23 protein-coding genes and 1 tRNA gene are annotated in these 22990 nt (G+C 65.0%); 6 read left to right on the top strand and 18 right to left on the bottom strand.

Translation table 11 applies throughout. From position 1 onward, the window contains the following. Positions 1-6 precede the first annotated feature (6 nt). On the bottom strand, positions 7-1752 hold the full coding sequence (locus ACQR1I_RS26840) for an adenylate/guanylate cyclase domain-containing protein (RefSeq protein ID WP_434869264.1): 1746 nt from the start codon (positions 1750-1752) through the stop codon (positions 7-9). A 164-nt stretch (positions 1753-1916) separates the two neighbouring features. On the opposite strand from ACQR1I_RS26840, the gene ACQR1I_RS26835 reads away from it, so the two are divergent. Beyond that, complete coding sequence (locus ACQR1I_RS26835) at positions 1917-2561, top strand: LysE family translocator (protein ID WP_434869265.1); 645 nt, start codon at positions 1917-1919, stop codon at positions 2559-2561. Here ACQR1I_RS26835 and ACQR1I_RS26830 read toward each other — a convergent pair whose 3' ends face one another. Beyond that, positions 2562-3314 (bottom strand): sulfite exporter TauE/SafE family protein, encoded by a 753-nt coding sequence (locus tag ACQR1I_RS26830; RefSeq protein WP_434869266.1) that lies wholly within the window; start codon positions 3312-3314, stop codon positions 2562-2564. A gap of 86 nt (positions 3315-3400) precedes the next feature. Between ACQR1I_RS26830 and ACQR1I_RS26825 the strand changes: the two genes are divergently transcribed. Beyond that, positions 3401-4291 (top strand): LysR substrate-binding domain-containing protein, encoded by an 891-nt coding sequence (locus ACQR1I_RS26825; RefSeq protein WP_434869267.1) that lies wholly within the window; start codon positions 3401-3403, stop codon positions 4289-4291. Between the two features lie 2 nt (positions 4292-4293). Here ACQR1I_RS26825 and ACQR1I_RS26820 read toward each other — a convergent pair whose 3' ends face one another. From ACQR1I_RS26820 to ACQR1I_RS26810, 3 genes are all read right to left on the bottom strand, one after another. Then, entirely contained in the window at positions 4294-6264 is a 1971-nt protein-coding gene (locus ACQR1I_RS26820) for a methyl-accepting chemotaxis protein (protein WP_434869268.1), read from the bottom strand. Positions 6265-6419: 155 nt separating this feature from the next. Further along, positions 6420-7208: a histidinol-phosphatase gene (gene hisN / locus ACQR1I_RS26815; RefSeq protein ID WP_434869269.1), complete on the bottom strand. Its 789-nt coding sequence runs from the start codon at positions 7206-7208 to the stop codon at positions 6420-6422. A 485-nt stretch (positions 7209-7693) separates the two neighbouring features. Next, positions 7694-8578, bottom strand: a complete 885-nt coding sequence (locus tag ACQR1I_RS26810) for an N-formylglutamate amidohydrolase (protein WP_434869270.1) — start codon at positions 8576-8578, stop codon at positions 7694-7696. Positions 8579-8943: 365 nt separating this feature from the next. Between ACQR1I_RS26810 and cpdR the strand changes: the two genes are divergently transcribed. Together cpdR and ACQR1I_RS26800 are read left to right on the top strand one after the other, a co-directional pair. Further along, on the top strand, positions 8944-9303 hold the full coding sequence (gene cpdR, locus ACQR1I_RS26805; RefSeq protein ID WP_006610087.1) for a cell cycle two-component system response regulator CpdR: 360 nt from the start codon (positions 8944-8946) through the stop codon (positions 9301-9303). 119 nt (positions 9304-9422) lie between these two features. Beyond that, positions 9423-9497 (top strand) — tRNA-Val (locus ACQR1I_RS26800). Between the two features lie 897 nt (positions 9498-10394). Here ACQR1I_RS26800 and ACQR1I_RS26795 read toward each other — a convergent pair. From ACQR1I_RS26795 to ACQR1I_RS26770, 6 genes are all read right to left on the bottom strand, one after another. After that, on the bottom strand, positions 10395-10871 hold the full coding sequence (locus ACQR1I_RS26795; protein WP_434869271.1) for a GNAT family N-acetyltransferase: 477 nt from the start codon (positions 10869-10871) through the stop codon (positions 10395-10397). Positions 10872-11096: 225 nt separating this feature from the next. Continuing rightward, a complete protein-coding gene (locus ACQR1I_RS26790; protein WP_434869272.1) occupies positions 11097-11393 on the bottom strand; it encodes a DUF7660 family protein in 297 nt (98 codons plus the stop codon). A gap of 105 nt (positions 11394-11498) precedes the next feature. Continuing rightward, a complete protein-coding gene (locus ACQR1I_RS26785) occupies positions 11499-12692 on the bottom strand; it encodes a lanthionine synthetase C family protein (RefSeq protein WP_434869273.1) in 1194 nt (397 codons plus the stop codon). Positions 12693-12871: 179 nt separating this feature from the next. Beyond that, the gene (locus ACQR1I_RS26780) at positions 12872-13540 is read right to left on the bottom strand and encodes a GNAT family N-acetyltransferase (protein WP_434888850.1); all 669 of its coding nucleotides are present in this window, start codon (positions 13538-13540) and stop codon (positions 12872-12874) included. Positions 13541-13902: 362 nt separating this feature from the next. Continuing rightward, positions 13903-14064 (bottom strand): hypothetical protein, encoded by a 162-nt coding sequence (locus tag ACQR1I_RS26775; protein WP_434869275.1) that lies wholly within the window; start codon positions 14062-14064, stop codon positions 13903-13905. 255 nt (positions 14065-14319) lie between these two features. Next, the gene (locus ACQR1I_RS26770; RefSeq protein WP_434869276.1) at positions 14320-14874 is read right to left on the bottom strand and encodes a hypothetical protein; all 555 of its coding nucleotides are present in this window, start codon (positions 14872-14874) and stop codon (positions 14320-14322) included. Between the two features lie 345 nt (positions 14875-15219). Here ACQR1I_RS26770 and ACQR1I_RS26765 point away from each other — a divergent pair, with 345 nt between their 5' ends. Continuing rightward, a complete protein-coding gene (locus tag ACQR1I_RS26765) occupies positions 15220-16119 on the top strand; it encodes an NAD-dependent epimerase/dehydratase family protein (RefSeq protein WP_434869277.1) in 900 nt (299 codons plus the stop codon). A 159-nt stretch (positions 16120-16278) separates the two neighbouring features. Here the strand turns inward: ACQR1I_RS26765 and ACQR1I_RS26760 are convergent, their stop codons facing one another. From ACQR1I_RS26760 to ACQR1I_RS26740, 5 genes are all read right to left on the bottom strand, one after another. Further along, on the bottom strand, positions 16279-17058 hold the full coding sequence (locus tag ACQR1I_RS26760; RefSeq protein ID WP_434869278.1) for an ABC transporter permease: 780 nt from the start codon (positions 17056-17058) through the stop codon (positions 16279-16281). Beyond that, on the bottom strand, positions 17055-18167 hold the full coding sequence (locus tag ACQR1I_RS26755; protein ID WP_434869326.1) for an ABC transporter permease: 1113 nt from the start codon (positions 18165-18167) through the stop codon (positions 17055-17057). The genes ACQR1I_RS26760 and ACQR1I_RS26755 overlap by 4 nt, the downstream gene beginning before the upstream one ends. Before the next feature lie 35 nt (positions 18168-18202). Beyond that, complete coding sequence (locus tag ACQR1I_RS26750; protein WP_434869279.1) at positions 18203-19297, bottom strand: ABC transporter ATP-binding protein; 1095 nt, start codon at positions 19295-19297, stop codon at positions 18203-18205. A gap of 92 nt (positions 19298-19389) precedes the next feature. Continuing rightward, positions 19390-20430: an ABC transporter substrate-binding protein gene (locus ACQR1I_RS26745; protein WP_434869327.1), complete on the bottom strand. Its 1041-nt coding sequence runs from the start codon at positions 20428-20430 to the stop codon at positions 19390-19392. 384 nt (positions 20431-20814) lie between these two features. Then, the gene (locus tag ACQR1I_RS26740) at positions 20815-21246 is read right to left on the bottom strand and encodes a winged helix-turn-helix transcriptional regulator (RefSeq protein WP_434869280.1); all 432 of its coding nucleotides are present in this window, start codon (positions 21244-21246) and stop codon (positions 20815-20817) included. A gap of 145 nt (positions 21247-21391) precedes the next feature. Here ACQR1I_RS26740 and ACQR1I_RS26735 point away from each other — a divergent pair, with 145 nt between their 5' ends. Further along, positions 21392-22279, top strand: coding sequence for an SDR family oxidoreductase (locus ACQR1I_RS26735; RefSeq protein WP_434869281.1), 888 nt, complete (start codon positions 21392-21394; stop codon positions 22277-22279). Between the two features lie 64 nt (positions 22280-22343). Here the strand turns inward: ACQR1I_RS26735 and ACQR1I_RS26730 are convergent, their stop codons facing one another. Further along, positions 22344-22547 (bottom strand): hypothetical protein, encoded by a 204-nt coding sequence (locus tag ACQR1I_RS26730; RefSeq protein ID WP_434869282.1) that lies wholly within the window; start codon positions 22545-22547, stop codon positions 22344-22346. A gap of 243 nt (positions 22548-22790) precedes the next feature. Then, the gene (locus ACQR1I_RS26725; protein ID WP_434869283.1) at positions 22791-22967 is read right to left on the bottom strand and encodes a hypothetical protein; all 177 of its coding nucleotides are present in this window, start codon (positions 22965-22967) and stop codon (positions 22791-22793) included. Positions 22968-22990: the final 23 nt, after the last annotated feature.

The raw sequence follows: 22990 nt of genomic DNA, 5'->3' as shown, positions 1-22990 counted from the left end.
TTAGACCTATTGCAAGCCTGCCTTGAGCAGCCCGTCGCGATAATGGGCAACGTCCTCGGGGCGCCTCCAACGGATATTCTTGATATGGCGGTCGAGCGTCAGCCAGGGATATTGCTCGATCAGGTCGGCGACGGCCGCCTGCGCCAGGGTCGTTTCGCCCAGTTGCGCCAGCGTCGCGGCGCGGATCGTCAGCGCCTGCAGGTGATTTGGATAGAGGAACAGCTCCTCGCGCGCCCAGGACAGCGCAGGGCCATAGCGGCCAAGCAGATAATGGCTGTAGGCGTTCAGCGCCGGCCATTGATAGCGGGGATCGCTGTTGCCGCGTTGTGCCGCAATCGAGAACAGCTCGATCGCCTTCGGATGCTCTCCCGCCACGAGATGGCAAAGACCGAGCACCCCGCGCGCGCCCATGTCGTAGGCGTTGAGCTCGGTGGCCTTGCGCGCCGCCTTCATGCCGTCGTCATGCGCCCCTCCCATGGCGTGGACGAAGGCAAGAATCGAATAGGCAAACGACGACCGCGGATCGAGCCTCACGCTGGCCAGCGCCAGCCCCAGGGCCTCGCTCCACAGTTCGCGCGAGCCCTTGATCCAGCCGAAGCTGATGCCCTGCATCAGGATCGTTGCCAGATAGGCGTGCGCAATGCCGAGCGCCGGATCGAGCGCGATGGCTTCACGGAACAAGGCGATCGAACTCTCATAGTCGGCCTTGGTGGAACGATAATAATGCGACAGGCCGCGCAGGAACCGGTCCCAGGCCGTTGCGTCGGTCGTCTGCGAGCGCAGCGGCACCGACGCCTCGGCGCGGTAGATCTCGGGCATCAGCGCGGCGCAGAGACTCGTGGTGATCTCGTCCTGCATCGCGAACAGATCGCTGATGTGACGGTCATAGCGGCCGGCCCAGAGCTGCGCGCCGGTTTCCGGGGCGATCAATTCCGCGGTCACGCGGATCTTGGCATCGGACCGACGGAGGGTACCTTGGATCAGGTAGGTGGCGTCGATCTCGCGCGCGATCAGGCGGGGGCTGAGGCCGAGGCCTCGGAAGGCGAAGGTCGAGGTCCGGCTGAGAACGCGGAAGAAGGATTGCAGCGACAGCGCGTGGATGAGGTCGTCGGCCACGCCATCGGCGAGATATTCGTCGGCGCTGTCGGCAAGATTCACGAACGGCAGCACGCCAACCACCGCGGTCCGATAATTGGGCAGCCCGGCGCCGCTCCTCGGCTCAAGGGCCTCCTTGAGCTCACCAGGGGCGTTCCAACTCCACACCTGCATCGGCTCGTCGATGTTCTTGAACCGGAAGACGCCGGCATCGGCGAGGCTCACGGACAGATGTCTGCCGGCTTCCTGGTGGGCCTTTGCGGAGACCGCGATTCCTCCGGGTGTCGCAACCGATTCGAGGCGAACGGCGATGTTGACGCCGTCACCGAACACCTCATCCTCGTCGATGATCACGTCGCCCATGTGGATGCCGACGCGGAAGCGCATGTTGCGGTCGGCCGGCAGATGGGCGTTGCGGTCGGCCATCAGCTGCTGCATCTCGATCCCGAATTGGATCGCGCTGACGATGCTCGCGAACTCGAGAAGGAAACCGTCGCCGGTGTGTTTGACGATCCGCCCGGCGTGGTTGAGGATGAGGGGATGGATGGCGGCGCGATGGGCCTTGAAGGCGGCGTGGGTGCCGGCCTCGTCGATCCCCATCATGCGCGAATAGCCGGCGACATCAGCGCAAACGATGGCGGCCAGGCGTCTATCCATCACGTCTTGCTCCCGCCTCCGCGCATACCACGCCGCAGGCGGCCAAATCCAATTCTTTTCCGGCGCCCAGGTGTGTACCGTGAACCTCGCCTGCACGCAGAGGATCGAGCGGCGTATCCCACCGCCCGTATCATTAGAGCCGAACTGTTAGGAAACGTTCAACCATGCTTGGAATTCACGATCCGCTGCTGTTCCTGGTGTCCGGCCTGCTGCTGAACATGACGCCTGGGCCGGACACGGCCTATATCGTCGGCCGGAGCGCCCAGATGGGGTGGCGTGGCGGCGCAGCAGCCGCGCTCGGCATCAGCACGGGTTGTCTCGCTCATGTGCTGGCGAGCGCGGTCGGGCTGTCGGCGCTGCTGATGGCATCGGCGACGGCGTTCGCCGCCGTGAAATGGGCGGGTGCCGCCTATCTCGTGTATCTCGGGATCACGCAATTGTTTGCGCGCGCGCAGCCCGCGGCTGCCCAGCCGGACGCCGACACGGCTGTCAGGCAGGCTTCGCTGCGTCAGGTGTTCTGGCAGGGCGCGCTCACCAACGTTCTGAATCCGAAGGTCGCGATGTTCTTCCTGGCCTTCATCCCGCAATTCGTCGCGGCCGACGCGCCCCACAAGGCGCTCGCCTTCCTGCTGCTCGGCATGGTCTTCATCCTCAACTCGACGCTGTGGTGTCTCGGCGTCGCGGCAGTGGCCGCGCGGACGGCGCGGCGCGTGAGAGGCTCATCCGCCGCGTTGCTCTGGGTCAATCGCGTGATCGGCGGCCTGTTCATCTATCTGGGTGTCCGGATCGCCATGCTGGAGGCGCGGTGATCACCACATCAGCTCGATCGCGGCGCTTCCGGCCAGATAGAGCCCGAGCAGGATCATCGCGATCAGGAACACGCGGCGGAAGGCCGCGGCGGGCAGCCGTGCCCGCGCCGCTTGCCCTGCGAACATGCCGAGAAAGGCACACGCCATCGCGACGGCGCCGGGCAGGGCGATCGCCGTGCTGAGCAGGCCGGCATTCGTGAGGTTGAAGGCGAGCGTGACGGTCGCCACCGTGAAGAAGACGCCGAGCGCTTGCACGAGCTCGTCCTTTTCGAGCCCGATCGCCTGCATGTAGGGCAGCGACGGCACCACCTGCACGCCGGTCGCGGCGGAGATCAGGCCGGTCACCAGGCCAACGATGCCGCCGACCCACTTCTCGTGCCGGCGCGCCACCGTGAAGGCCAGCCGGGTCAGCCCGAGCACGGCATAGACCATCAGCAGCACGCCGAGCGCGATGTTGCCCCAGCGGGTCGATGCATGGCTGAGGGCGCCGGCATTGAGGCAGATGCCGATCGCCGTGCCGAGCATCAGCGGCCAGAGACGCTTGGCGATGTCGCGCAAATAGGGGCCTGCGAAGGTCTGCCAGATGTTGGTGATGACGGCAGGCAGGATGACGATCGCCAGCGCCCGGCCGGGCGGCATGGCGATCGCGAGCAGGCCGACTGAGATGGTCGGCAGGCCCAGCCCGAGCGCGCCCTTGACGAAGCCGGCAAGGGTCAGCGCGAAGGCAATGAAGATGAGGAGCGGATCGATCATGGCGGCGACATTGACCAAACCGGGCCGGCGGCACAATGTGGAGCTTGCGGAGCCAGCCTTCGCCCTGGCCTGAGGCACAAGCCGACATGCGGTTCGATCTCGTCGATCTGAAGCTGCTCATCGCCGTTGCCGAAGCGCACAGCATTACCGGCGGCGCCGAGCGGGCGCATCTGGCGCTCGCGTCCGCCAGCGCCCGGATCAAGGGCCTGGAACAGACGTTTGGCGTTGAACTGTTCAAGCGCGGGCGCCGCGGCGTCGTGCTGACGGCGGCCGGCGAAAGCCTGCTCGACCATGCCCGCATCATCATCGCCAATGTCGAGATCATGCAGGGCGATCTCGCGACCTTCGCCTCCGGCTTGCGGGCGAACGTGCAGCTGCTCGCCAACACGGTGGGGCTTGCCGAGCATCTGCCGCAGGCACTGGCTGCGTTCCTGCGCGAGCATCGCGACATCAATGTCGATGTGGAGGAGCGCGAGAGCACCGACATCGCGGAGGCCGTCGCGGCGGGCCGCGCCGATCTCGGCTTCGCGGCCGAGCACGCGCTGCCCGACATGCTCGAGCGCTTCGTTTTCGGTGAGGATCGCCTGATCCTCGTCGCCGGCCGCCGCGGCCCGTTTGCGGGCCGCCGGCAGGTCGATTTCGCCGAGACCGCCGGGCAGGACTTCATCGGGCTGACGCAGGGGACTGCCCTCAACGTCCACATCGGAAAGCATGCCGCGCGGCTCGGCATTCGCCAGCATGTCCGCGCTCGCCTGCGTGACTTCGATGCCATCTGTCAGATGGTCGCGGCGGGTGTCGGGATCGCCATCGTTCCGGAGGCGGCCGCGCGGCGTTGTGCGCGGTCGATGTCGATCAGCCTGATTGCGCTGCGCGACGCCTGGGCCAGCCGCAGGCTCGTGATCTGCGCGCGCAGCTTCAAGGCGCTGCCCCGTCCTGCGAAACTGCTCGTCGATCATCTGCGCCGGGCGGCCTCGTGAATCTACGCGGCGCGGACCGTCTCGAGGAAGCGGCCGACCTCGAGCTTGAGGCGGTTGCTCTCCTCCGACAGCGACTGGGCTGCCGACAGTACCTGAGCGGACGCGGACCCGGTTTCGGTGGCGCCGTGCTGGACCTCGACGATGTTGTCGGAGACCCGCTGCGTGCCCTGCGCCGTGTGCTGCACGTTGCGGGAGATGTCCTGGGTAGCGGCACCCTGCTCCTCGATCGCTGCCGCGATGGTCGAGCTAATATGCGACAGCCGCTCGATCGTTCCCGAGACCTCACGAATGTTGTCGACGGATTCGGCAGTGGCTGACTGGATGCTCGCGATCTGCTGGCCGATCTCGCCGGTGGCCTTGGCAGTCTGCTCGGCCAGCGCCTTGACCTCCGAGGCGACGACGGCAAAGCCGCGGCCGGCGTCACCGGCGCGGGCGGCCTCGATCGTGGCGTTCAGCGCGAGCAGGTTGGTCTGGCCGGCGATGGTGTTGATGAGCTCGACGACGTCGCCGATGCGCGTCGCAGCCTTCGACAGCTCGCTGACGCGCTCATTGGTGCGGCGCGCCTGTCCGACCGCCTCGCCGGCGATGCGCGCCGATTCCTGCACCTGGCGGCTGATCTCGTTGACGGAGGCCGAGAGCTCCTCGGTCGCCGAGGCGACGGACTGCACGCCCGCCGCAGCCTCTTCGGAGGCGGACGCAACCGTGGTGGCGAGCGACTGGCCGTGCTGGGCATTTCGCGTCAGGGTCGTCGCGGAGGCTTCGAGCTCCGTCGAGGCGGAGGAGACCGTCTCGATGATCTCTCCAACCGCGGTTTCGAAGCCGTCGGCGAGGGCCGCCATGTCCGCCTTGCGCTGCTGAAGCTGCCGCTGCTCGACCTCGGCCTGCTCGGCACGCAGCCGCTCGGCCTCGATCATGTTGGTCTTGAACACTTCCACGGCGCCGGCCATCTCGCCGATCTCGTCGCGGCGGCCGAGGCCCGGAATCCGGATGGAGGAGTCTCCGCCCGCCAAACGTGTCATGGCCTGCACCATGCTGCGGATCGCGTTGGAAATCCCGCGGCCGATCAGGAACGATGCGCCGCCGACCAGCAGAAGCGAGATGCCCAGCGTCACCAGCATGCCCTGCTTGACGGTGTTGCTGGTCTCGGCCGCTGCAGTCTGAGCCATCGAATATTGCCGTCCAACGGTCTTGCCGATCTCGGCGATGACCGGCTCGATCTCGGCGAAAGCCTTGGACATCGCCGCACTGTGGCGGGCGGCGTCCTGCGATCCGTCGGTCCAGGACAGGAAGTCCTTCTGGTACTTGTCGAGCTTCTGGCCGATGTCGGCCTTGGTCGAAGGCGCAAGATCGGCACCGGCGATGGCCTTGCCGAACTCGGCGGCGGCCGCCTTGAGCTCGGTGATATATTTCGGATCACGCCGCAGCATGAAGTCCTTCTCGTGCCGGCGCAGCGTCAGCATTCCGCTCGTCAGCCGGGGATCATTGACCTCCTTCAGCTTGGCCTCGATGTCGTGGACGGCGGAGCGCAGCGAGCCGGACAGGCCGAGCGTCTCGTTCAGGCCGAGGCGGTTTTCGGCCTGTTCGGTGGCGCTGAACTCCGTGTTGTAGGTCGCGAACCCTTTCACGACAGTAGCGATGCGATCGCCAAGGGCGGCCTGCTCGAACGATCGGCTTATCGCGCCGAGTTCGTCGAGCTCGCGTTTGATCGCGGTGCTCAATTCCGCGTGCCGGGCTGCGTATTTCTGATCGCGCCGCAGCAGGAAATCCTTTTCCGCGCGCCGGGCCTCGAGCAGATCGGTGAGCAGCTTCTGATTGAGATCGGCGGCGGCGCGGGCATTGTCGGCGAGCTGGCGCGAGGTCTCCTGCGACCGGTTTCCGACCAGATAGATGGTGCCGAACGCCGCGAGCGCGGACACTCCGATCAGCGCGATGGCCATGATCTTATGAGTGAGTCGGAAGCTGATTTGACCCATCGAACGCGCCCTCCAGACAGACATGCAGCGACGAAAATGCGAAGCGCTCTCGTCAATTGCCTGCAATCTAGTCAGGCGCAGTCAACCCGCCGTTAACAATGTGTCCTATGTTACTTTTACCGTAGTTCTACTGGCGCCAGGACTTCCCTTGAACATCATCCTCCCGCTGCGAGCAGCTTCAGCGCCGCCTCGTGCACGCGCTTGTCGCCGGCGGCGATGATCCGTCCGCCGTTCTGCGCCGGGCCGCCATCCCAGTCGGTGACGACGCCGCCGGCGCCGTTGATGATCGGGATCAACGCCGCGATGTCGTACGGCTTGAGCTCGGTCTCGATCACCAGATCGAGGTGACCCGCCGCGAGCATGCAATAGGAGTAGCAGTCGCCGCCATAGCGCGACAGCCGGACCTCGGATTCGGCGCGCGAGAAGGCGGCGCGGTCGGTCTCGTTCATCAACAGCGGCGACGTCGTGTAGCAGACGGCGTCCTGCAGCCGCTCGCAGCGGCGCACCGACAGGCGGCGCTCACCGGCCGAATTCTTGTAATTTGCGAAGCCATTGTCGCCGGAGAAGCGCTCGCCGATGAACGGCTGATGCATCATGCCGAACACCGGCATGCCCTTGTGCAGCAGCGCGATCAGCGTGCCCCAGATCGGGAATCCGGCAATGAAGGATTTGGTGCCGTCGATCGGGTCGAGCACCCAGACGTAATCGGCGTCCTCGCGCTCGTTGCCGAACTCCTCGCCGACGATGCCGTGCTGCGGGAAGTTCGCCTTGATCAGGCGGCGCATCACGGCCTCGGCGGCGCGGTCGGCCTCGGTCACCGGGTCGAAATCATGCCGGCTGCTCTTGTTGTCGACCGACAGCGAGGTGCGGAAGAACGGCAGGATGGTTTCGCCCGAGGCGGTGGCGAGGCGACCGATAAAGGCTGAGAAGTCGATGACCGTCACAACGCGTCCTTCGGTGAGGGAATCGGATGGCAAAGCCGTTCATGCCTATCGCAAAGCGGTCTGGCGTGCATCCTGATATGGAACAGGCACTTGGCATCTTGGATATCGTTTCGTCACCGCCGAGCAGGACGAGAGGTTCTGCGACGCGCAATCATTCGAAAGTGAAAGCGAAACCGGCCGGTCCAGCCCATCAATCAGACTTTTTGATCAACCCATTGGCAGTCCTGATGGATTTTGATCGGACACGCGCTGTATGCAACCCCGCCAATGCTTTTTTGCATGGGATTCGACGGAAAAACCCTTGCGCTTTGTGCAGCGCGGCCGCATATTGTTGCGGTGCGGTAGCGCTTCGCGTTATCGCTGCCCTCCTTGGGCGTTTCCTCCCTAGACTTGGGCCGCTTGTCATTCAAGCGGCCCTTTTTTTTGCGCCTCGCGCGCCTCGGCGCTGCCGACAGGGGAGCGCGGACGAATCCCGAAAAGAGCCTCTATTCGGCAGCGGCCTGGAACGGGCCCAGGTCGCCGAGCGGCACCGTCGCCAGCACCTCGGCGAGCACCGTGAGATCGGACGCGACCTGCGTAAAGCGCGGCCCGCGCTCGCGCCGGCGCTCATCCATGTAGATGGCGCGGTTGAGCTCGATCTGGATCGCATGCAGCCCGCTGGCCGGATTGCCGTAATGCTCGGTGATGAAGCCGCCGGCATAGGGCTTGTTGCGGCCCACCGAGTAGCCGAGACGGCCGAGCACGTCCTCGAACAGGTTCGGCAGCAGCGCCGCGCAGCTGGTGCCATAGCGATCGCCGATCACCATGTCGGGCCGCCGCGGCTCGTCGCGGGATACGCCGACCGAGGGCATCGAGTGGCAATCGACCAGGATCACGGTGCCGAACTGCTGATGCACCCGGTTGATCAGTCGCCGCAGTGCGCGGTGATAGGGCTTATACAGCGTCTCGATGCGGTGCAGGGCGTCGTCGACGACGAGCCGGTCGCGATAGATCTCCTGGCCGTCGCCGACCACGCGCGGGATGGTGCCGAGGCCGCCGGCGACGCGCATCGAACGGGTGTTGGCGAAGCTCGGCAGCCGGCCGGTGAACATCCGCGGATCGAGCTCATAGGGCTCGCGGTTGACGTCGACATAGCAGCGCGGGAAATTCACCCGCACGGTCGGAAAGCCGCGCGCCAGCAGGTCGGCGATCAATTCGTCCATGAACGAATCTTCCGACCGCCGCAGCGTCGGCAGATCGATTCGCGACGCCCTGAGGAAATCGTCGGGATAGACCGAGCCCGAGTGCGGCGAATTGAAGATGATGGGCGCGCGCCATTCGGCCGGCTCCATGATCTCGAACGGCGGCAACTCGCCTTCAAAGTCCGTCATCTCTGGGCGCCGTTTCCTCGGGTCACGTCCGTTGAAGCGCCGGTATCCTCCGGCCGTGGAGCGCTGGACAACGCAGGCACTGCTTGTTCGCCAAGTTCTTGCGCCAAGGTTTCGCCAAGTCGTTCGCCAAGCCGCATCTTCGATAATCCGGGTCGTTCTGCCAAGCGAAAAGCAATGAAAAAGTTCAACCGCGATTTGGAACAACTCTGAGCAGTTGGGTCGCTTCGGGCGGAGAGTGCACGCTCGGCCCTCAAATTGCCTTGCCGATGTCGGATCAAAAGGCGCAATCTTTCACCCGAAATTTACCGCCCGTCAGGCTTAGTGGCGGCAACGCTCCGCCTCTCACCGGACCACGATCCCTCGCCATGCACAAAATCCTGCTCGCCGAAGACGACAACGACATGCGCCGCTTCCTGGTCAAGGCATTGGAAAATGCCGGGTTCCAGGTCTCGCCCCACGACAACGGCATGTCGGCCTACCAGCGGCTGCGCGAGGAGCCGTTCGAGATGCTCCTGACCGACATCGTGATGCCGGAGATGGACGGCATCGAGCTGGCGCGCCGCGCCTCCGAGCTCGACCCGGACATCAAGATCATGTTCATCACCGGCTTCGCCGCGGTCGCGCTCAACTCCGATTCGGAGGCGCCCAAGAACGCCAAGGTGCTGTCCAAGCCGGTGCACCTCCGCGAGCTCGTCAGCGAAGTCAACAAGATGCTGGCGGCCTGAGCCGCCGGGAACGGTGTCTGCGAAAACGCGGATTATTCCCAATTTCGGCATTTTGCGTCCTTGCCTGCCTGCGTGGGAGCCGATATAGGGACGCCCACCCGAACGGACTTTCTGGATTAGGGCACGTAGCTCAGCGGGAGAGCACTACCTTGACATGGTAGGGGTCACAGGTTCGATCCCTGTCGTGCCCACCATCGGCCGAAAAGGCCGGTGACCCAGCCTCGTCCATCTCACGTTCATTGAAGATCCCTCTGTATCGGCGCCGTTGAGGAGCCGTGGCCTCGCGCGGGACTTTGGCGCGGCAAACGCGATCATGGCGGCGAGCGGCCCTTCTGCCTCCGAATCGCCGCGGCCAGGCGGCGTCCCAGCCATCCACGTCTGAAGGGCTTGGCGCAGTGGACGGGTTCCCTTTAACGCTTCGCCAACTCTCTTCGTCGTGCGTCGACCGTCGCGTCGGCCAGATGCTGCAAACATGGCTTCGCTGTCTCGCGGCGCGCTGTCGCGTCCGAGCTGTGCTGATCGACCGCCCTCTCTCGAGAAGAGGGCACGGGGAATGCCGGGCGCCGGCCGCACCCATGGCCCGCCTGCAGAAAAAAAGCAGGCGGCAGTCACCACAGGTTCAGCCGAGATCACCCGGCATTCCCCGCGCAATGGTTTTAACGGCTGCTTCGCGTGCTCCCCGGTGCGCCGGGCTTTCTGGCCACCGTTGCCCGCACAGCGCGTGAGCGCCGGCGCAGGCGTGACACCAGCGTCGGGGTGTCAGGACCACGCGACTTGACCGTGCGCATCGCCATCGTTCGTCGGCGCAGAAAACCACGCTGCGACAGCAACACGCCCACCGCATCCCGCCTCGACGTTCGTGACGACCGCGAAGCGCCCCTCTTGTGAGTCGGGATGCGCAGAGTAGAGCATGAATTCTGGAAAAAAGAAATAAAAAACTTGTGGTGGCAGATCCGGAAAGCAGGATGGCGTTGAATCGGCTTGAGAAAAAATTCTTTCCGCGCGCACCGCTCGGGCCGACCGATTCCGTCCAGATGTTACTCAAGCAGATCATCGGCTGGCTCAGCCCGGCTTGCCAGCGGCGATTGCCATCAAGCTTTGTCCGGCTCGAGGTGCTTGGTCATGAAGAGACTAAGCGGGTCAGCTTTATAGTCCCCAAACGGAGGACAATCTCGATAACCAGACGCGCGATAGAGTCCTATTGCAGCCGGCTGCTCTATACCCGTCTCGAGACTGATACGTCTGACGTTTCGATCGCGCGCGACATCTTCCAGCGCGTGCAATAATTTCTTGCCCAACCCCAGTCCGCGCGCTTTCGTGAGCACGAACATCCGCTTCATCTCGGCGTGTTCTGGGGCAATCACACGAAAAGCGATCGATCCGAGAAGCTCTCCATCGCGGCGCGCCGTAAGAAATGCAGCATCTTGCGCTGCCAGATCGTCAGCTCCAACCAGATGATTGCTCTCTGCGGGGTATAGCGCTTGAAAGTATGCGTCCGCTTCCGCCAGGAGACTGAGCACATCCGGCCGTCTCGGGTCTTCGGAGACGATGTCGATGTTCCTGGTCATGATGCTGCATTCCACTTAAAGTCTTGTCATGCGAGAATAGCGAATCTGCGAAGGCGCAACAACGAAGGACGGCAGCTTCTGGTCCATCTCGAACCACCCGAACCGGTGCGGAGAATGTGCGGCTCAACCCGCAGCACGAGAACTGTTTCAGTTGGTCGTCTCTGTCAAAGCATATCCGGAGTGCGATGGCTGTTGGTCGCAGTGGATGCGGCCACTTCCGTGAGATCATTCGTAAAACGCTCCAGCAACAACGATCTGCGCAGCGCGGCGCCAGATGTCGGACGGAGCTGACTCGACATGGGATGCGTGTTGCGTGGCTTCGGCCCACGCTGCCGCAGCTTCCAGAAAATCGGTTAGGTAGCTGTTTTCCCAACCGTTGGCTCCGGTTCCATATGGCGAGCTTGGAGTCGCCAGTTCCTTCTGCTGTTCATCCTGCCGATCGAGTGCCATCAATCGCAGAAGTCGAATGAACCCTTGCTCGTCAATCACTGCATCGGCTGCCGACATCAGATCGTAGATCACTCGCTCCCCCAGATTGACTAGCTCATGGCTAACCGCTTTAGGCCTTATCGTTGCCGCTCGCCGCGCATGTCCTGGCTGTTCTGATGCTGGACCGGGTACCTGCGCTCAGAACACATCGATCGTCGGAAACCGCGCGTCGCCCGTGATGCAGTCCCACAAGTAGATGGCAAGGCCGATGTCGCCGGTCCACAGCGAATAGCGGCCGCGGCCGACGACCATCTGGGCGCCGCGAACCTGGGTGATGGCGGTCATCGCGAACTGGCGCGCGCGGTCGAGCCAGACCGGGTCCTTCGTGCGGCGATAGAGCTTGAGGAAGGCGTAGCCGTTTCCTCCGGTGCCGTGGCAGAGATTCGAGCCCTTGGTCAGCGGGCCAGCGGCCCAGCTGAAGCGTGCGCCATCCAGAAGCAATGTCTCGAAATCCGGCGTCGTGAACGGTGCGTCGGCAAAGGTCGTCACCATGCCCGGTGCGCCGTGACAGTGCTGGCAGAGGAACAGCCGCTGCTCACGCTTGCTGCGCGGGCCCCAGTTGGTGCCGATATCGTAGCGCCACGCATTCGCGTCGAGCGCCTTCGGCACGAAGTCGGCCACATGCACTTGCTGCGCCGGCGTCAACCAGTCCCACCCGAGCAACAGCGGGATGACGTTGCCGGCGAAGCCATGCACGGGTCCGAGAAAGCGGTCCTTGGCGCCATACAGATCCTGGGTCCAGAGCGGGCCCTGCGGGGTGTCCTCCAGCTCGGACAGCAACCGTGCCGCCTGACCCTCGAACAGGCGGCGCCAACGCGGCTCTCCGGTCATCCCGGCCATGTGGACCGCTGCGACTATCGACCCCGGCAGGCCCCACATCAGCTCGCGGATCGGCAGCTCGTTGTTCTTCTCGGCGTGCCAATAGACCAGGTCGGCGAGGCTCGACATCGGCGTGAGCCGCATGGCGAGTAGGGCCGCGCCCATTTCGCCACGGAGCAGCGAGCCGTGCTTCTCGTAGTCGGCCGGCGAACTGGCCGCGTGGTCGATGACCGTCCGCTCCATCAGGCTTGGCAGCACGGCGCGAAAATCCCTGGTGACGTGGGTTGCCCCGATGCGATGCAAGTAGTCCAGGGCCCAGATGACGCCCGCCGCGCCCTTGTAGAAGCTTGGATCGCCGTCTGCTGTCCCGTCGTCGCTGGGGTGGGCTGGCCAGAACGTGTCAGGATCGAATTGCGCGACCGCATCCGCGGCAATGTCGTCGATCGCGACACGAACGGCCGCTTCGTCCCAGGGAGTCTGAACCAGCGGCCGATGGCGTCCGTAGGTGATCATCGCATCGCGCTCCCGGGTCACCGTCGCCTGCACGTCGGATGAGATCAGGATCGCACGATTTTTGACGGAAGCTCAATACGCGCGTCAGCCGCGAGGTCGTGATCTGTTTGCCAACCCTCGTCCGTGCCGAAAATCGCCGGGCACAAGGTTGTGTGGTGTCCAACCTCCGACTTCGGCTCCTAGAAAGCGTCTGGCTTACGACCGAAGTCGAGCATCATGTGCGCTTCGTCGTAATAGTGGTCGCCGAGTTTCGAGGCCTTCGGCTCCATCCCGAATTCAACAAAGCCCAGGCTGTCATAGAGCCGCCGCGCGGGCTGGTTGGTTGTGACGACGGTCAGTTGCACGATCTCGAGCCGCGCGCGGGCGACATCGAGCAGGGCGCTGACAAGCAGGCGCCCGATTCCGAGCCGCCTCGCGCGGGATTGAACATACATGCCCCACACTCTTCCCTTGTGGGCATTCTTCGGACCGTGCTGGACGGAGAAGCCGGCCGTGCCGGCCAGCACACCCGCGCGAAATGCACCCAGCACATGGGACTCCTCCAGCCGGCCCGCAAACCACGTCACATCCAGCTCGTTATCGAACTCGAACGTGCTGCCTAACAATTCCGGGCTTGCCTGCAGCGCTTCCAGGCGGATGGCTTTGAAGTTCGCGGCATCATCGGCCCTCAGGCGCCGCAGCATCACATCGGAGCTCAATGAAGGTTTTTCGTCAGACATTCGCCACCTGTCCTCGTCGCGTTGTTGGACCACGCAACGATCGCGATCGCAAGCTACGACGCGCCCGGCCTTGTCGATCGGGCACCATTCTCGCAAGTCAGGAAGCCTGGTTTGGTCGACGAGCACCACGAGCGCGGTGCGCTCCCTCTCCCGTTCTTCACGGAGCCGCGACGAGCTTCGCTCGCGCCAAGAGAGTTGGGGTGAGGGGCAGCGGCGCGGGTGGTTCAGCTGCGGTGCATTGAAGCAAATCGCGGTTCTGCTCTGCATTCTAATTAGTCACGATACTCTCCATCGATGCGCGTTCGTTGTGCTCGTCCGATGGACCGCGCTTTTGGCTCCGCATGTGCCATGCCCCTCACCCGGATTGCTGCGCAATCCGACCTTTCAGCGCGAGCGAAGCTCGTCGCGCCCCCCCAAAAAAAGCGCGGAGAGGTCGCCGCGCGCGTGTCGGCGCGAAGATTGCCCGACCGTCAGCCTGCATTGGGCCGTGATCAGAACAGGCCGGGGCTCAAATCTAGCCCGTAGGTCATCACCAGCATCGCCACGAACGAGAGCGCGGCACAAAACAGCAAAGAATGTTTGAGCAATGCAGCGTTGGTATTGCCTTCAGTATCGGTAAACGCCCTCGAAATCGCGCGGGCCAAAGTCGTCATTGTCGCCTCTATCTCCTCCTGCCCTCAGGTGGGTCAGCGGAAGGAGGCGAACGGTTCATTGGCGGCGGAGCCGCGGATCATCAGACGTCGATTGTTCCGTCGTGGTCGCGCAGCAACTTCGCTGCAAAGCTCTGCAAGAAGCTCCCAGCCGAGGCGGTAACAATGAACGAGAGACGCCTCAAAGGATCGCAGGCACCTGCGGCTGCGCAGGTGCCTGCGGAGATTAAACCGACTGGAGCGGGACGCCTGCCGGATTTAGTTCTTCAGGCGCTTGATTTCCGCGACCTTGAACTTTCCGCCGGCCAGCAGGCTCGTGCAATGCCAAAAGACCTTGTTGCGATCCCAGCCGAGGAAACGCTTGGTGTCGTGGCAGTCATCGTAGCTGGTGTAGGTGAGCGTGTCGGTGCAGTGCGCGTCCACCTTCACGGATTCGTGGCCGTCCAGGCTGCATCCGACCCATGGGGCATTGCCCTTCGGGAGGCTGGTCTCGCAGCCGCCATTGCAGCTGCTGGCGGACTTCTCGAGCTGGATGAACTTGCCCTGGATGGCCGCGGCCTGGGCCGACATCTTCATTTCCGCGCCCAGGGGGATGAAGTCGTTGGCCTTCGGCGCAGCGACCGCGGCCGTGCGAGCGGTCGCCGGACCCACTGATTCATGGTGCCGATATGGCTTCGCCGCCTGCTTCGGCACGTCGACGGTGACGCTGGGGATCGAGGTGGCGGGGGCGACTTGCGATACTGCCGGGCCGCACAGCAGCACGGCTGCCAACCCAGCGACAGCTGAGGGCACGACGACGCTCAACAATTTCATGACGAGGTCCTTTCCAGGGGAGGCCGGGGCCCCCAATGCGTATACCACACGATGCTACCTATCACGATTTCGGGAACTTGGCCACGGATCGTTGAGAAAAATTCATGGGACGCCCTGCCTTCCTCGGCTGGAAGAATTGCCAGTCGTGTCCGACTTGACGTTGGTTGGACAGCGGGCACCTGGCGCCTGTCTCGGTCAACCGGGGCCTGCCGGCAGTGGTCCAGGCCATCCGCCTGAGCGTTTCCAGCCGCCTGCGTCGCAAGGGCGAGCTGGAAGTTCCTATGGATCGCGCGTCAGCGAAGCTGATAGAAGCGCCTCCACGCACTCAGAAGGATCACAAGAACAATGACAGCCAAGCGCGTGGTGTTCACCGGGGGGACAGGCAAGGCCGGCAGGCACGTGCTGCCGCATCTGCAGAGCAAGGGTTATCGGCTGCTCAATGTGGATCTCAAACCGTTCGATCACCCCGGCATCAACACCCTGATCGCCGATCTCACGGACAACGGTCAGGCCTTCAACGCGCTGACCACGCATGACGGTTTCGGCGGCTTCAACGCCGGCCGGCCGCCGTCGCCGCCCGATGCCGTGGTGCATTTCGCCGCCATCCCGCGGGTGCTGATCGAGCCCGACAACGAGACCTTCCGCGTCAACACGGTCTCGACCTACAACGTCATCGAGGCCGCGGCGAAGCTCGGCGTGCGCAAGATCATCATCGCCTCCAGCGAGACCACCTACGGCGTCTGCTTCACGGAGGGCGACAAGGACTTCCATAGCTTCCCGCTTGAGGAGGACTACGACACCGACCCGATGGACTCCTACGGCCTGTCCAAGGTCGTCAACGAGAAGACCGCGCGGGCCTTCGCGATGCGCTACGGCATCGACATCTATGCCTTGCGCATCGGCAACGTCATCGAACCGCACGAATACGACATGTTCCCGCGCTTCCTCGCCGACCCGCCGTCGCGCAAGCGCAATGCATGGTCGTACATCGACGCTCGTGACCTCGGCGAGATCGTGCATCTGGCGATCCAGAAGGACGGGCTCGGCTTCCAGGTGTTCAACGCCGTCAATGATACGGTGACGGCGAACATCCCGACACACGAATTGCTGAAGCGCTATTGCCCGAACGTTCCGATCACCCGCGAGCTCGGCGAGCGCGAGGCCCCGCTGTCGAACCGCAAGACGCGCGAGGTGCTCGGCTTCAAGGAGGCGCACGACTGGCGGAAGTACGTGAAGGCGGGGTAGGGCGCGCGATCGCGAGACGGTTTGGACTCTCTCAACGACGTCATGGCCGGGCTTGTCCCGGCCATCCACGTCGCACCGCTTGTGAAGCACCACGTGGATGCCCGGGACAAGCCCGGGCATGACGAGTAACCCAGTTGACTTGCGTGCCTGCCGCGCGCTTCACGCCATCCGCCGCCGGATCGCCAGCATCGCGAGCGACAGCACGATTGTGCCGACGATGAATACGGCGGCCGCCGAGACGATCGCCGGGCTGATGTTCTCGCGGATGGTGGCGAACATCTGCCGCGCCAAAGTGCGCTGGTTGGGGCCGGCGACGAACAGGGTCAGCACGACCTCGTCGAGCGAGGTCGCGAATGCGAACAGCGCGCCGGAGATGATGCCGGGCAGGGCGATCGGCAGGGTGACCGACGACAGCACCACGAACGGGGTGGCGCCGAGGCTTGCCGCGGCGCGTTCGAGCTGCATGTCGACGCCCTGCAGCGCCGAGGACACGTTGACCAGCACGAACGGCACGGCCACCACGGTGTGGGCGATGATGACGCCGAGATAGGTGTTGGTGAGGCCGTAGCGCGCGAACATCAGCTGCATGCCGACGCCGAGCACCACGGCGGGCACGACCATCGGCAGCAGGAACACCGTTCGCAGCGTCGCGAACAGCAGCGAGGCGCGCTTGCCGCGCAGGCCGAGCGCGGCCAGCGTGCCCAGCGCCGTCGCCAGCACCGTGGTGCCGGAGCCGATCAGGAGGCTGTTGACGATCGACAGCCGCCAGGAGTCGGCGGTGACCAGCTCGCGGAACCAGCGCGTCGAATAGCCGGGGATCGGATAGTTCAGGAACACGCTGTCGGTGAGCGACAGCGGCAGCACGGCGATGAGCGGGCCGAGCAGGAAGATCACGACGAGCGCGGCAAACACGGCCTTGAGGATCGGTAGCGGCCTCATGCGCGCTGCTCCTCGGCCGAGGTCAGGCGGATGTAGACGGCGTAGAGCAGGATGGTCATCGCCAGCAGCACGAGGCCGAGCGCGCCGGCCATGCCCCAGTTCGCCGCCGCCGTGGCGTAGTAGGCGATGACCGAGGAGATCATCTGGTCATTGGCGCCGCCGATCAGCGCCGGCGTGATGTAGTAGCCGAGGGCGGCCATGAACACCAGCAGCGCGCCGGAGACGACGCCGCGCATCGACAGCGGCAGCAGCACGTGCAGGAAGGCGCGCAGCGGATGCGCGCCGAGCGAGGCGGCCGCCGGCATCAGATTGCGCGGGATCGCGATCAGTACGCTGAAGATCGGCAGCACCATGAACGGCAGCAGCACGTGGGTCATCGCGATGACCACGCCGAGCCGGTTGAACATCAGCGGCACCGGCCCCGAGGTCAGGCCGAGCCCTTTCAAGGTCGCGTTGATCAGGCCATTGTCCTGCAGCACGACGTACCAGGCGGCGGTGCGCACCAAGAGCGAGGTCCACAGCGGCAGCAGCACGGCGCCGAGCAGGATCTGCCGGCGCCAGCCCTCGACCGAGGCGGCGACCATCGCATAGGGCAGGCCGATCAGGATGCAGGCGAGCGTGACCAGCGCCGAGGTGACGAAGGTCCGGATCATGATCAGCCGGTTGGCCGAGGCGCCCTCGGGCATCGCAGCGATGTGGCCGGATGCGTTGCGCTCGAGATCGACGGCGGCGAGCAGGTTCTTGTCGGTCCAGGGCGAGGCGACGGCGTCGGCGATGGTCGTCCACCAGGAGGTCTCGCTCCAGCGCTGATCAATCGCAGTGAGGTCGATCGTAGCGGTGCCGTCCAGCGCGCGGCGGGTCTTGCCGAGCAGGCTGCGAAAGCCGGACTGGGCGCTGTTGAGGCGGCGGACGAGATCGCCGAACTGCTCGTCATTCTTCAGCGCGCGGATGTCCTCGGCGAAGGCCGCCTGCGCCTGCGCCGCTGGCACGCTCGCGCGGTCCCAGCCGGCTAGCGCGCGCGCCGTGCGCGGCAGCGCCTCGGTCGCAACCGGGTCCGACACCGCCGACTTCATCATCGTCACCAGCGGCACGACGAAGAACGACAGCATGAACGCCAACAACGGCGCCAGCAGCAGGGCTGCCTTCAGGCGGTGGCTGAGGTCTGGTCGCATGATCCCACCACCCAGACATCCGACGCGGCAAAGGACAGCGCCACCTCGCGGCCGACCTCCGCCGCCTCGCTCGTGCGGTCGCCCTTGATGATCAGCCGCTGCTCGCCGACGGACGCCACGAGGCGCATGTGATCGCCGAAATACACCGCGTCCAGCACACGCGCCGTGAGGCGATTGGCCGTCGCCGCCGCGTGATCGTTGATCCGGATGGCCTCGGGGCGGATCGAGACCCGCACCTTGCCGCCATCGAGGCGACCAGCGTCGGCATGCGCCGCCAGCGAAAGGCCCGACTCCGTCGTCAGCCGCACCGCTTCGCCGGCCTGCGCGTCGACCTTGCAGGTGAGCAGATTGGTCTCGCCGATGAACTCGGCGACGAACGGCGTGCGCGGCAGCTCATAGATCTCGCGCGGCGTGCCGATCTGCTCGATCCTGCCGTGGTTGAACACGGCGATGCGGTCGGACATCGTCAGCGCCTCGTCCTGGTCGTGGGTCACGAACACGATGGTGAGGCCCAGCCGCCGATGCAGATCGCGGATGTCGAGCTGCATCTGCTCGCGCAGCTTCTTGTCGAGCGCGCCGAGCGGCTCGTCCATCAGCACCACCTGCGGCTCGAACACCAGCGCGCGCGCCAGTGCGACGCGCTGCTGCTGGCCGCCGGAGAGCTGTGCCGGCTTGCGCTCGGCCATCGTCGACAGCTTGACCATGTCGAGCACGCGGGCGACGCGCGCCGCGATCTCGTCCTTCGGCGTGCCGCGCATCTTGAGCGGAAAGGCGATGTTGTCGCGCACGTTCATATGCGGGAACAGCGCGTAGTTCTGGAACACCACGCCCATGTTGCGCTTGTGCGGCGGCAGCCCGTCGACCCTGACGCCATCGACCGCGATCGTGCCGCTGCTCGGCTGCTCGAACCCGGCCAGCATCATCAGGAGGGTCGTCTTGCCTGAGCCTGACGGACCGAGCAGGGCGATGAACTCGCCGCGGGCGATGTCGAGGTCGAGGTGATCGACCACGGTCAGCGCGGCGAAGCGCTTGACCACCTGCCGGAACGAGATGAAGGGGGTGTCCATGACGGAGGCTTTCGGCGCCGACCACGCCGGAACTCATGCACGAGGAGGGACGCGCGCCACGAAGGCCGCGCGTCCGAAGGGTCTTTGCGGCCTCAGCGCGCCAGCCAGGCGTTGAAGCGCTTCGAAAGCTCTTCCGAATTGTCGGTCCAGAAGCCGACGTCGAGCGCGGTCGCCTGCTTCAGATTGTCGGGCGTGGTCGGCAGCTCCGCGGCGTACTTCTCCGGCACCAGCTTGGCGGCGGCGATGTTCGGCAGGCCGTAGGCGATGTACTCCGGCAGCTTGGCCTGGTTGTCCGCCTGGCTCGCGAAGGCGATGAAGTTCATCGCGGCGTCCTTGTTCGGCGAGCCCTTCAGCACCACCCAGCTGTCGACAGCATAGATGCTGCCCGGGAAGACGAAGCTGAAATGCTTGCCCTCGCTGCGGTTGATGGCGGTGATGCGGCCGTTGTAGACCGAGGTCATCGCGACCTGGCCCGACGACAGCAGCTGCAGCGGCTGCGCGCCGGCCTCCCACCAGACGATGTCGGGCTTGAGCGCATCGAGCTTCTTGAAGGCGCGCTCGACGCCGTCCTTGGTCTTCAGCGCCTTGTAGACGTCGGCGATCGGCACGCCGTCGGCCAGCAGCGCGAATTCCAGCGTGTACTTGGCGCCTTTGCGCAGGCCGCGCTTGCCCGGAAACTTCGTCGTATCCCAGAAATCGGCCCAGGTCTTCGGCCCGTCCTTGATCTTGTCGCCGTCGAACGCCATGCCCGTGGACCAGACGATGGCGCCGACGCCGCAATCGTTCACGCCGGCCGGGATGAAGCCGTCCTTGCCGCCGAGCTTGCTCCAGTCGATCTTCTCGTAGATGCCATCGCTGCAGCCGAGCTCGAGCTCCTCGGCCTCCACCTGCACCGCATCCCAGTTCGGCACGCCCGCCTTCACCTTGGCCTGCAGCACGCCATAGCCGCCGTCCCAGCTCTCGTCGAGCACGGTCGCGCCGAGCTTGGCCGCGAACGGCTGGAAATAGATCTTGCGCTGGGCGTCCTGATAGTTGCCGCCCCAGGACACGACGGTGAGATCGCGCGCCTCTGCCGCGGCAACGAGGCCGAGCATTGCGGCAGCCGCCACCAGCACCGTCTTCGAGACGCTCATCGGCGCGCGTGAGGCCCGATCCGTCGTGTTCGACATTGTTGCCGTCGAGAGGCTGGTCCGCAGGGAAAACATGCTCGATAATCCGTCGCACAATGAGAGGGTGCGAAAAGGCTATCGGTTGAAAATCGGGCTGGCAAGCGCGAGTTTTGATCGCGAGCCGGCGTACTCTCGGCACTAGGCGCTGCGTCATCGGCATTGCAGCATGGTGATCCCAAGCCTGCGCGAAGCTGCGATCTTCTGCGGGGAATTGCAGCGATCCATGACGCGATCGCTAGGCCGCCTGCAGCTGCAAACCCGCTCCATGCAGACGACAAGCGTGCGCGGCGGCGCAATCGGCGGGCAGTCTGATGAGGGATTGAGCCGTGTGAGGCGGCGCGCCACGAGTCAGGTCGGCGTGCCCGAGCCGGCGTCGAAGCGCTGCCGCGACAGCTTGATCTCGCTCTGGTGGCGTTCGGCCCAGCCGATCAGGCTGCGCATCGGCTCGAGCAGGCTGTGGCCGAGCGGCGTCAGGCTGTATTCGACGCTCGGCGGCACCGTCGGCAGCACGCGGCGCGCGATCAAGCCGTCGCGCTGCAGGTCGCGCAGCGTCTGCGTGAGCATCCGCTGCGAGATGTCGTTGATCTCACGCCGCAGCTCGCCGAAGCGGTGCGGCCGCCAGCCGAGCACCGCGAGGATCAGCACCGACCATTTGTCGCCGATCTGGTTGACCACGGTGCGGATCGGGCAGTCATCGAAGGACGCGAACTTCTCCTTCCAATCCGCGGGACCGGAGGCCGTCGCGTCGTCGGCCACCGCCTTGGCGACAGTTCCCTTCATGTGCCTATCTCCCAGAAAACTGCCTTCTTTCGGCTGATACCACTAGTTCCTAATCTAGAGCAGGTCTCAAAATGAGACCATAAGGCCGCGGCGGCTGAATGCCAATGCCCTTATGTGCCCTCAGCCTCTCAACCGAAGGTCAACAATGTCCGACACTCTCCTCGTGACCGGCGCCGCCGGCCAGCTTGGCCGCGCCGTGATCCGTCACCTCCTGACCACCTTGAACGTCCCGGCCGCCCGCATCATCGCGACCACGCGCAAGCCGGAACAGTTGCAGGATCTCGCGGCGCAGGGCGTCGCCGTCCGTGCGGCCGATTTCGATGCGCCGGAGACGCTGGCTGCGGCCTTTGCCGGGGCGAACCGGATGCTGCTGATCAGCACCGACAAGCTCGATCGTCCCGGCTATCGCGCCGAGCAGCATGGCCGTGCGATCGCCGCCGCCGAGCAGGCCGGCATCGGTCACGTCATCTACACCTCGATGCCGAAGCCAGACAACTCGCCGCTGCTGATCTCGCCGGATCATGCCCTGACCGAGCAGGCGCTCCGCGACAGCGGGCTCGCGGGCTGGACCGTGCTGCGTCACCATTGGTATTTCGAGAACCTGTTCGCCTCGCTGCCGCACATTCTCGGCTCGGGACGCTGGTTCACGGCGGATGAGGGCGGGGCCAGCGCGGACATCGCGCGTGATGATCTGGCGCGGGCCGCGGCCACGGTGCTGGCGAACGGCGGGGGCGGCAAGACGGTTCATACGCTGAGCGGGGCGCAGGCGCTCACCAAGGTCGAGATGGCGCGAATCCTCTCCGCCGCAACGGGCAAGCCGATCGAGGTGGTGCAGGTGCCGCTGGAGGGCTTGATCCAGGGCATGGTCGGCGCCGGGCTGCCGCGGCCGGTGGCCGAGGTGTTCGCCTCGTTCGATACGAACACTGCGCAGGGCCGTGTCGCCGACGTGACGGGTGACTACCAGGCCATCACCGGCGTGGCCCCGCAGAGCTTTGCCGACTGGGTGCAGGCGGCCAAAGCCGCCTTTGCGTAAGGCTGATGTAGCGCAAGGCAGCTGTGGCGGGCCGCGTGCCCGCTACATGGCCGCCGTGGCATCGTCAGGCGCCGTACCCGTCGCCGCCCGTGCAGCATGTCCGCACCGTCGGCTCATGATCCACGACCAGCGCCAGCGACGTCGGTGGCGTTCTCGGGCGCGGGGCGGGCGCGGCCAGCTGATGGGTCACGCGGAGGCCGCCGATGCGCTCAAGACCCTGCGCGGTCGTCATCAGCCTGGTGGCAACGAGATGATTCAAGAAATCCATCTTGCAACTCCTTTGGTCAAATGACCCGGCGGCTCTTGCGGAACGGCCGCCGGGGTGGCGCAACGTGCTACAGTTGGCGTCGTCCTCCATTCCGCTGCGCTGGTCTGTGATCCGGTTCACAGTCGGTCAGATTTGACCTTGCCGGGCCGGATCGTTCCTCGTGCGTGGCGGGCGACGCCGATCGTCTTTCGCTTCTACGGACAATGAGACGATTCAGTTTCGCGCGTTCGACATCACGGATTATCAACTGGTCTCCACCCAGCGGGGGGCGATGCCGGTGCCATGGTTGCCGCGCCGGGTGAGCGGCGTCATCTCGGTCAGCGTCCGCAGCAGCGCGTCGAACACGAGCGTCAGGACCGAGCCGGCCGCCAAGTGCTCGCACAGGTCGCGGCCGTGGCGGTCAAGACGATGGGGGATCATTCGGTGCGCGTGTCGTGCCTGAT

The organism is Bradyrhizobium sp. HKCCYLS2038 (genome assembly GCF_051167655.1).
Taxonomy (GTDB): domain Bacteria; phylum Pseudomonadota; class Alphaproteobacteria; order Rhizobiales; family Xanthobacteraceae; genus Bradyrhizobium.
Note: the sequence above shows the minus strand (reverse complement) of the source record. Positions and strands in the feature narration are given on the sequence as shown.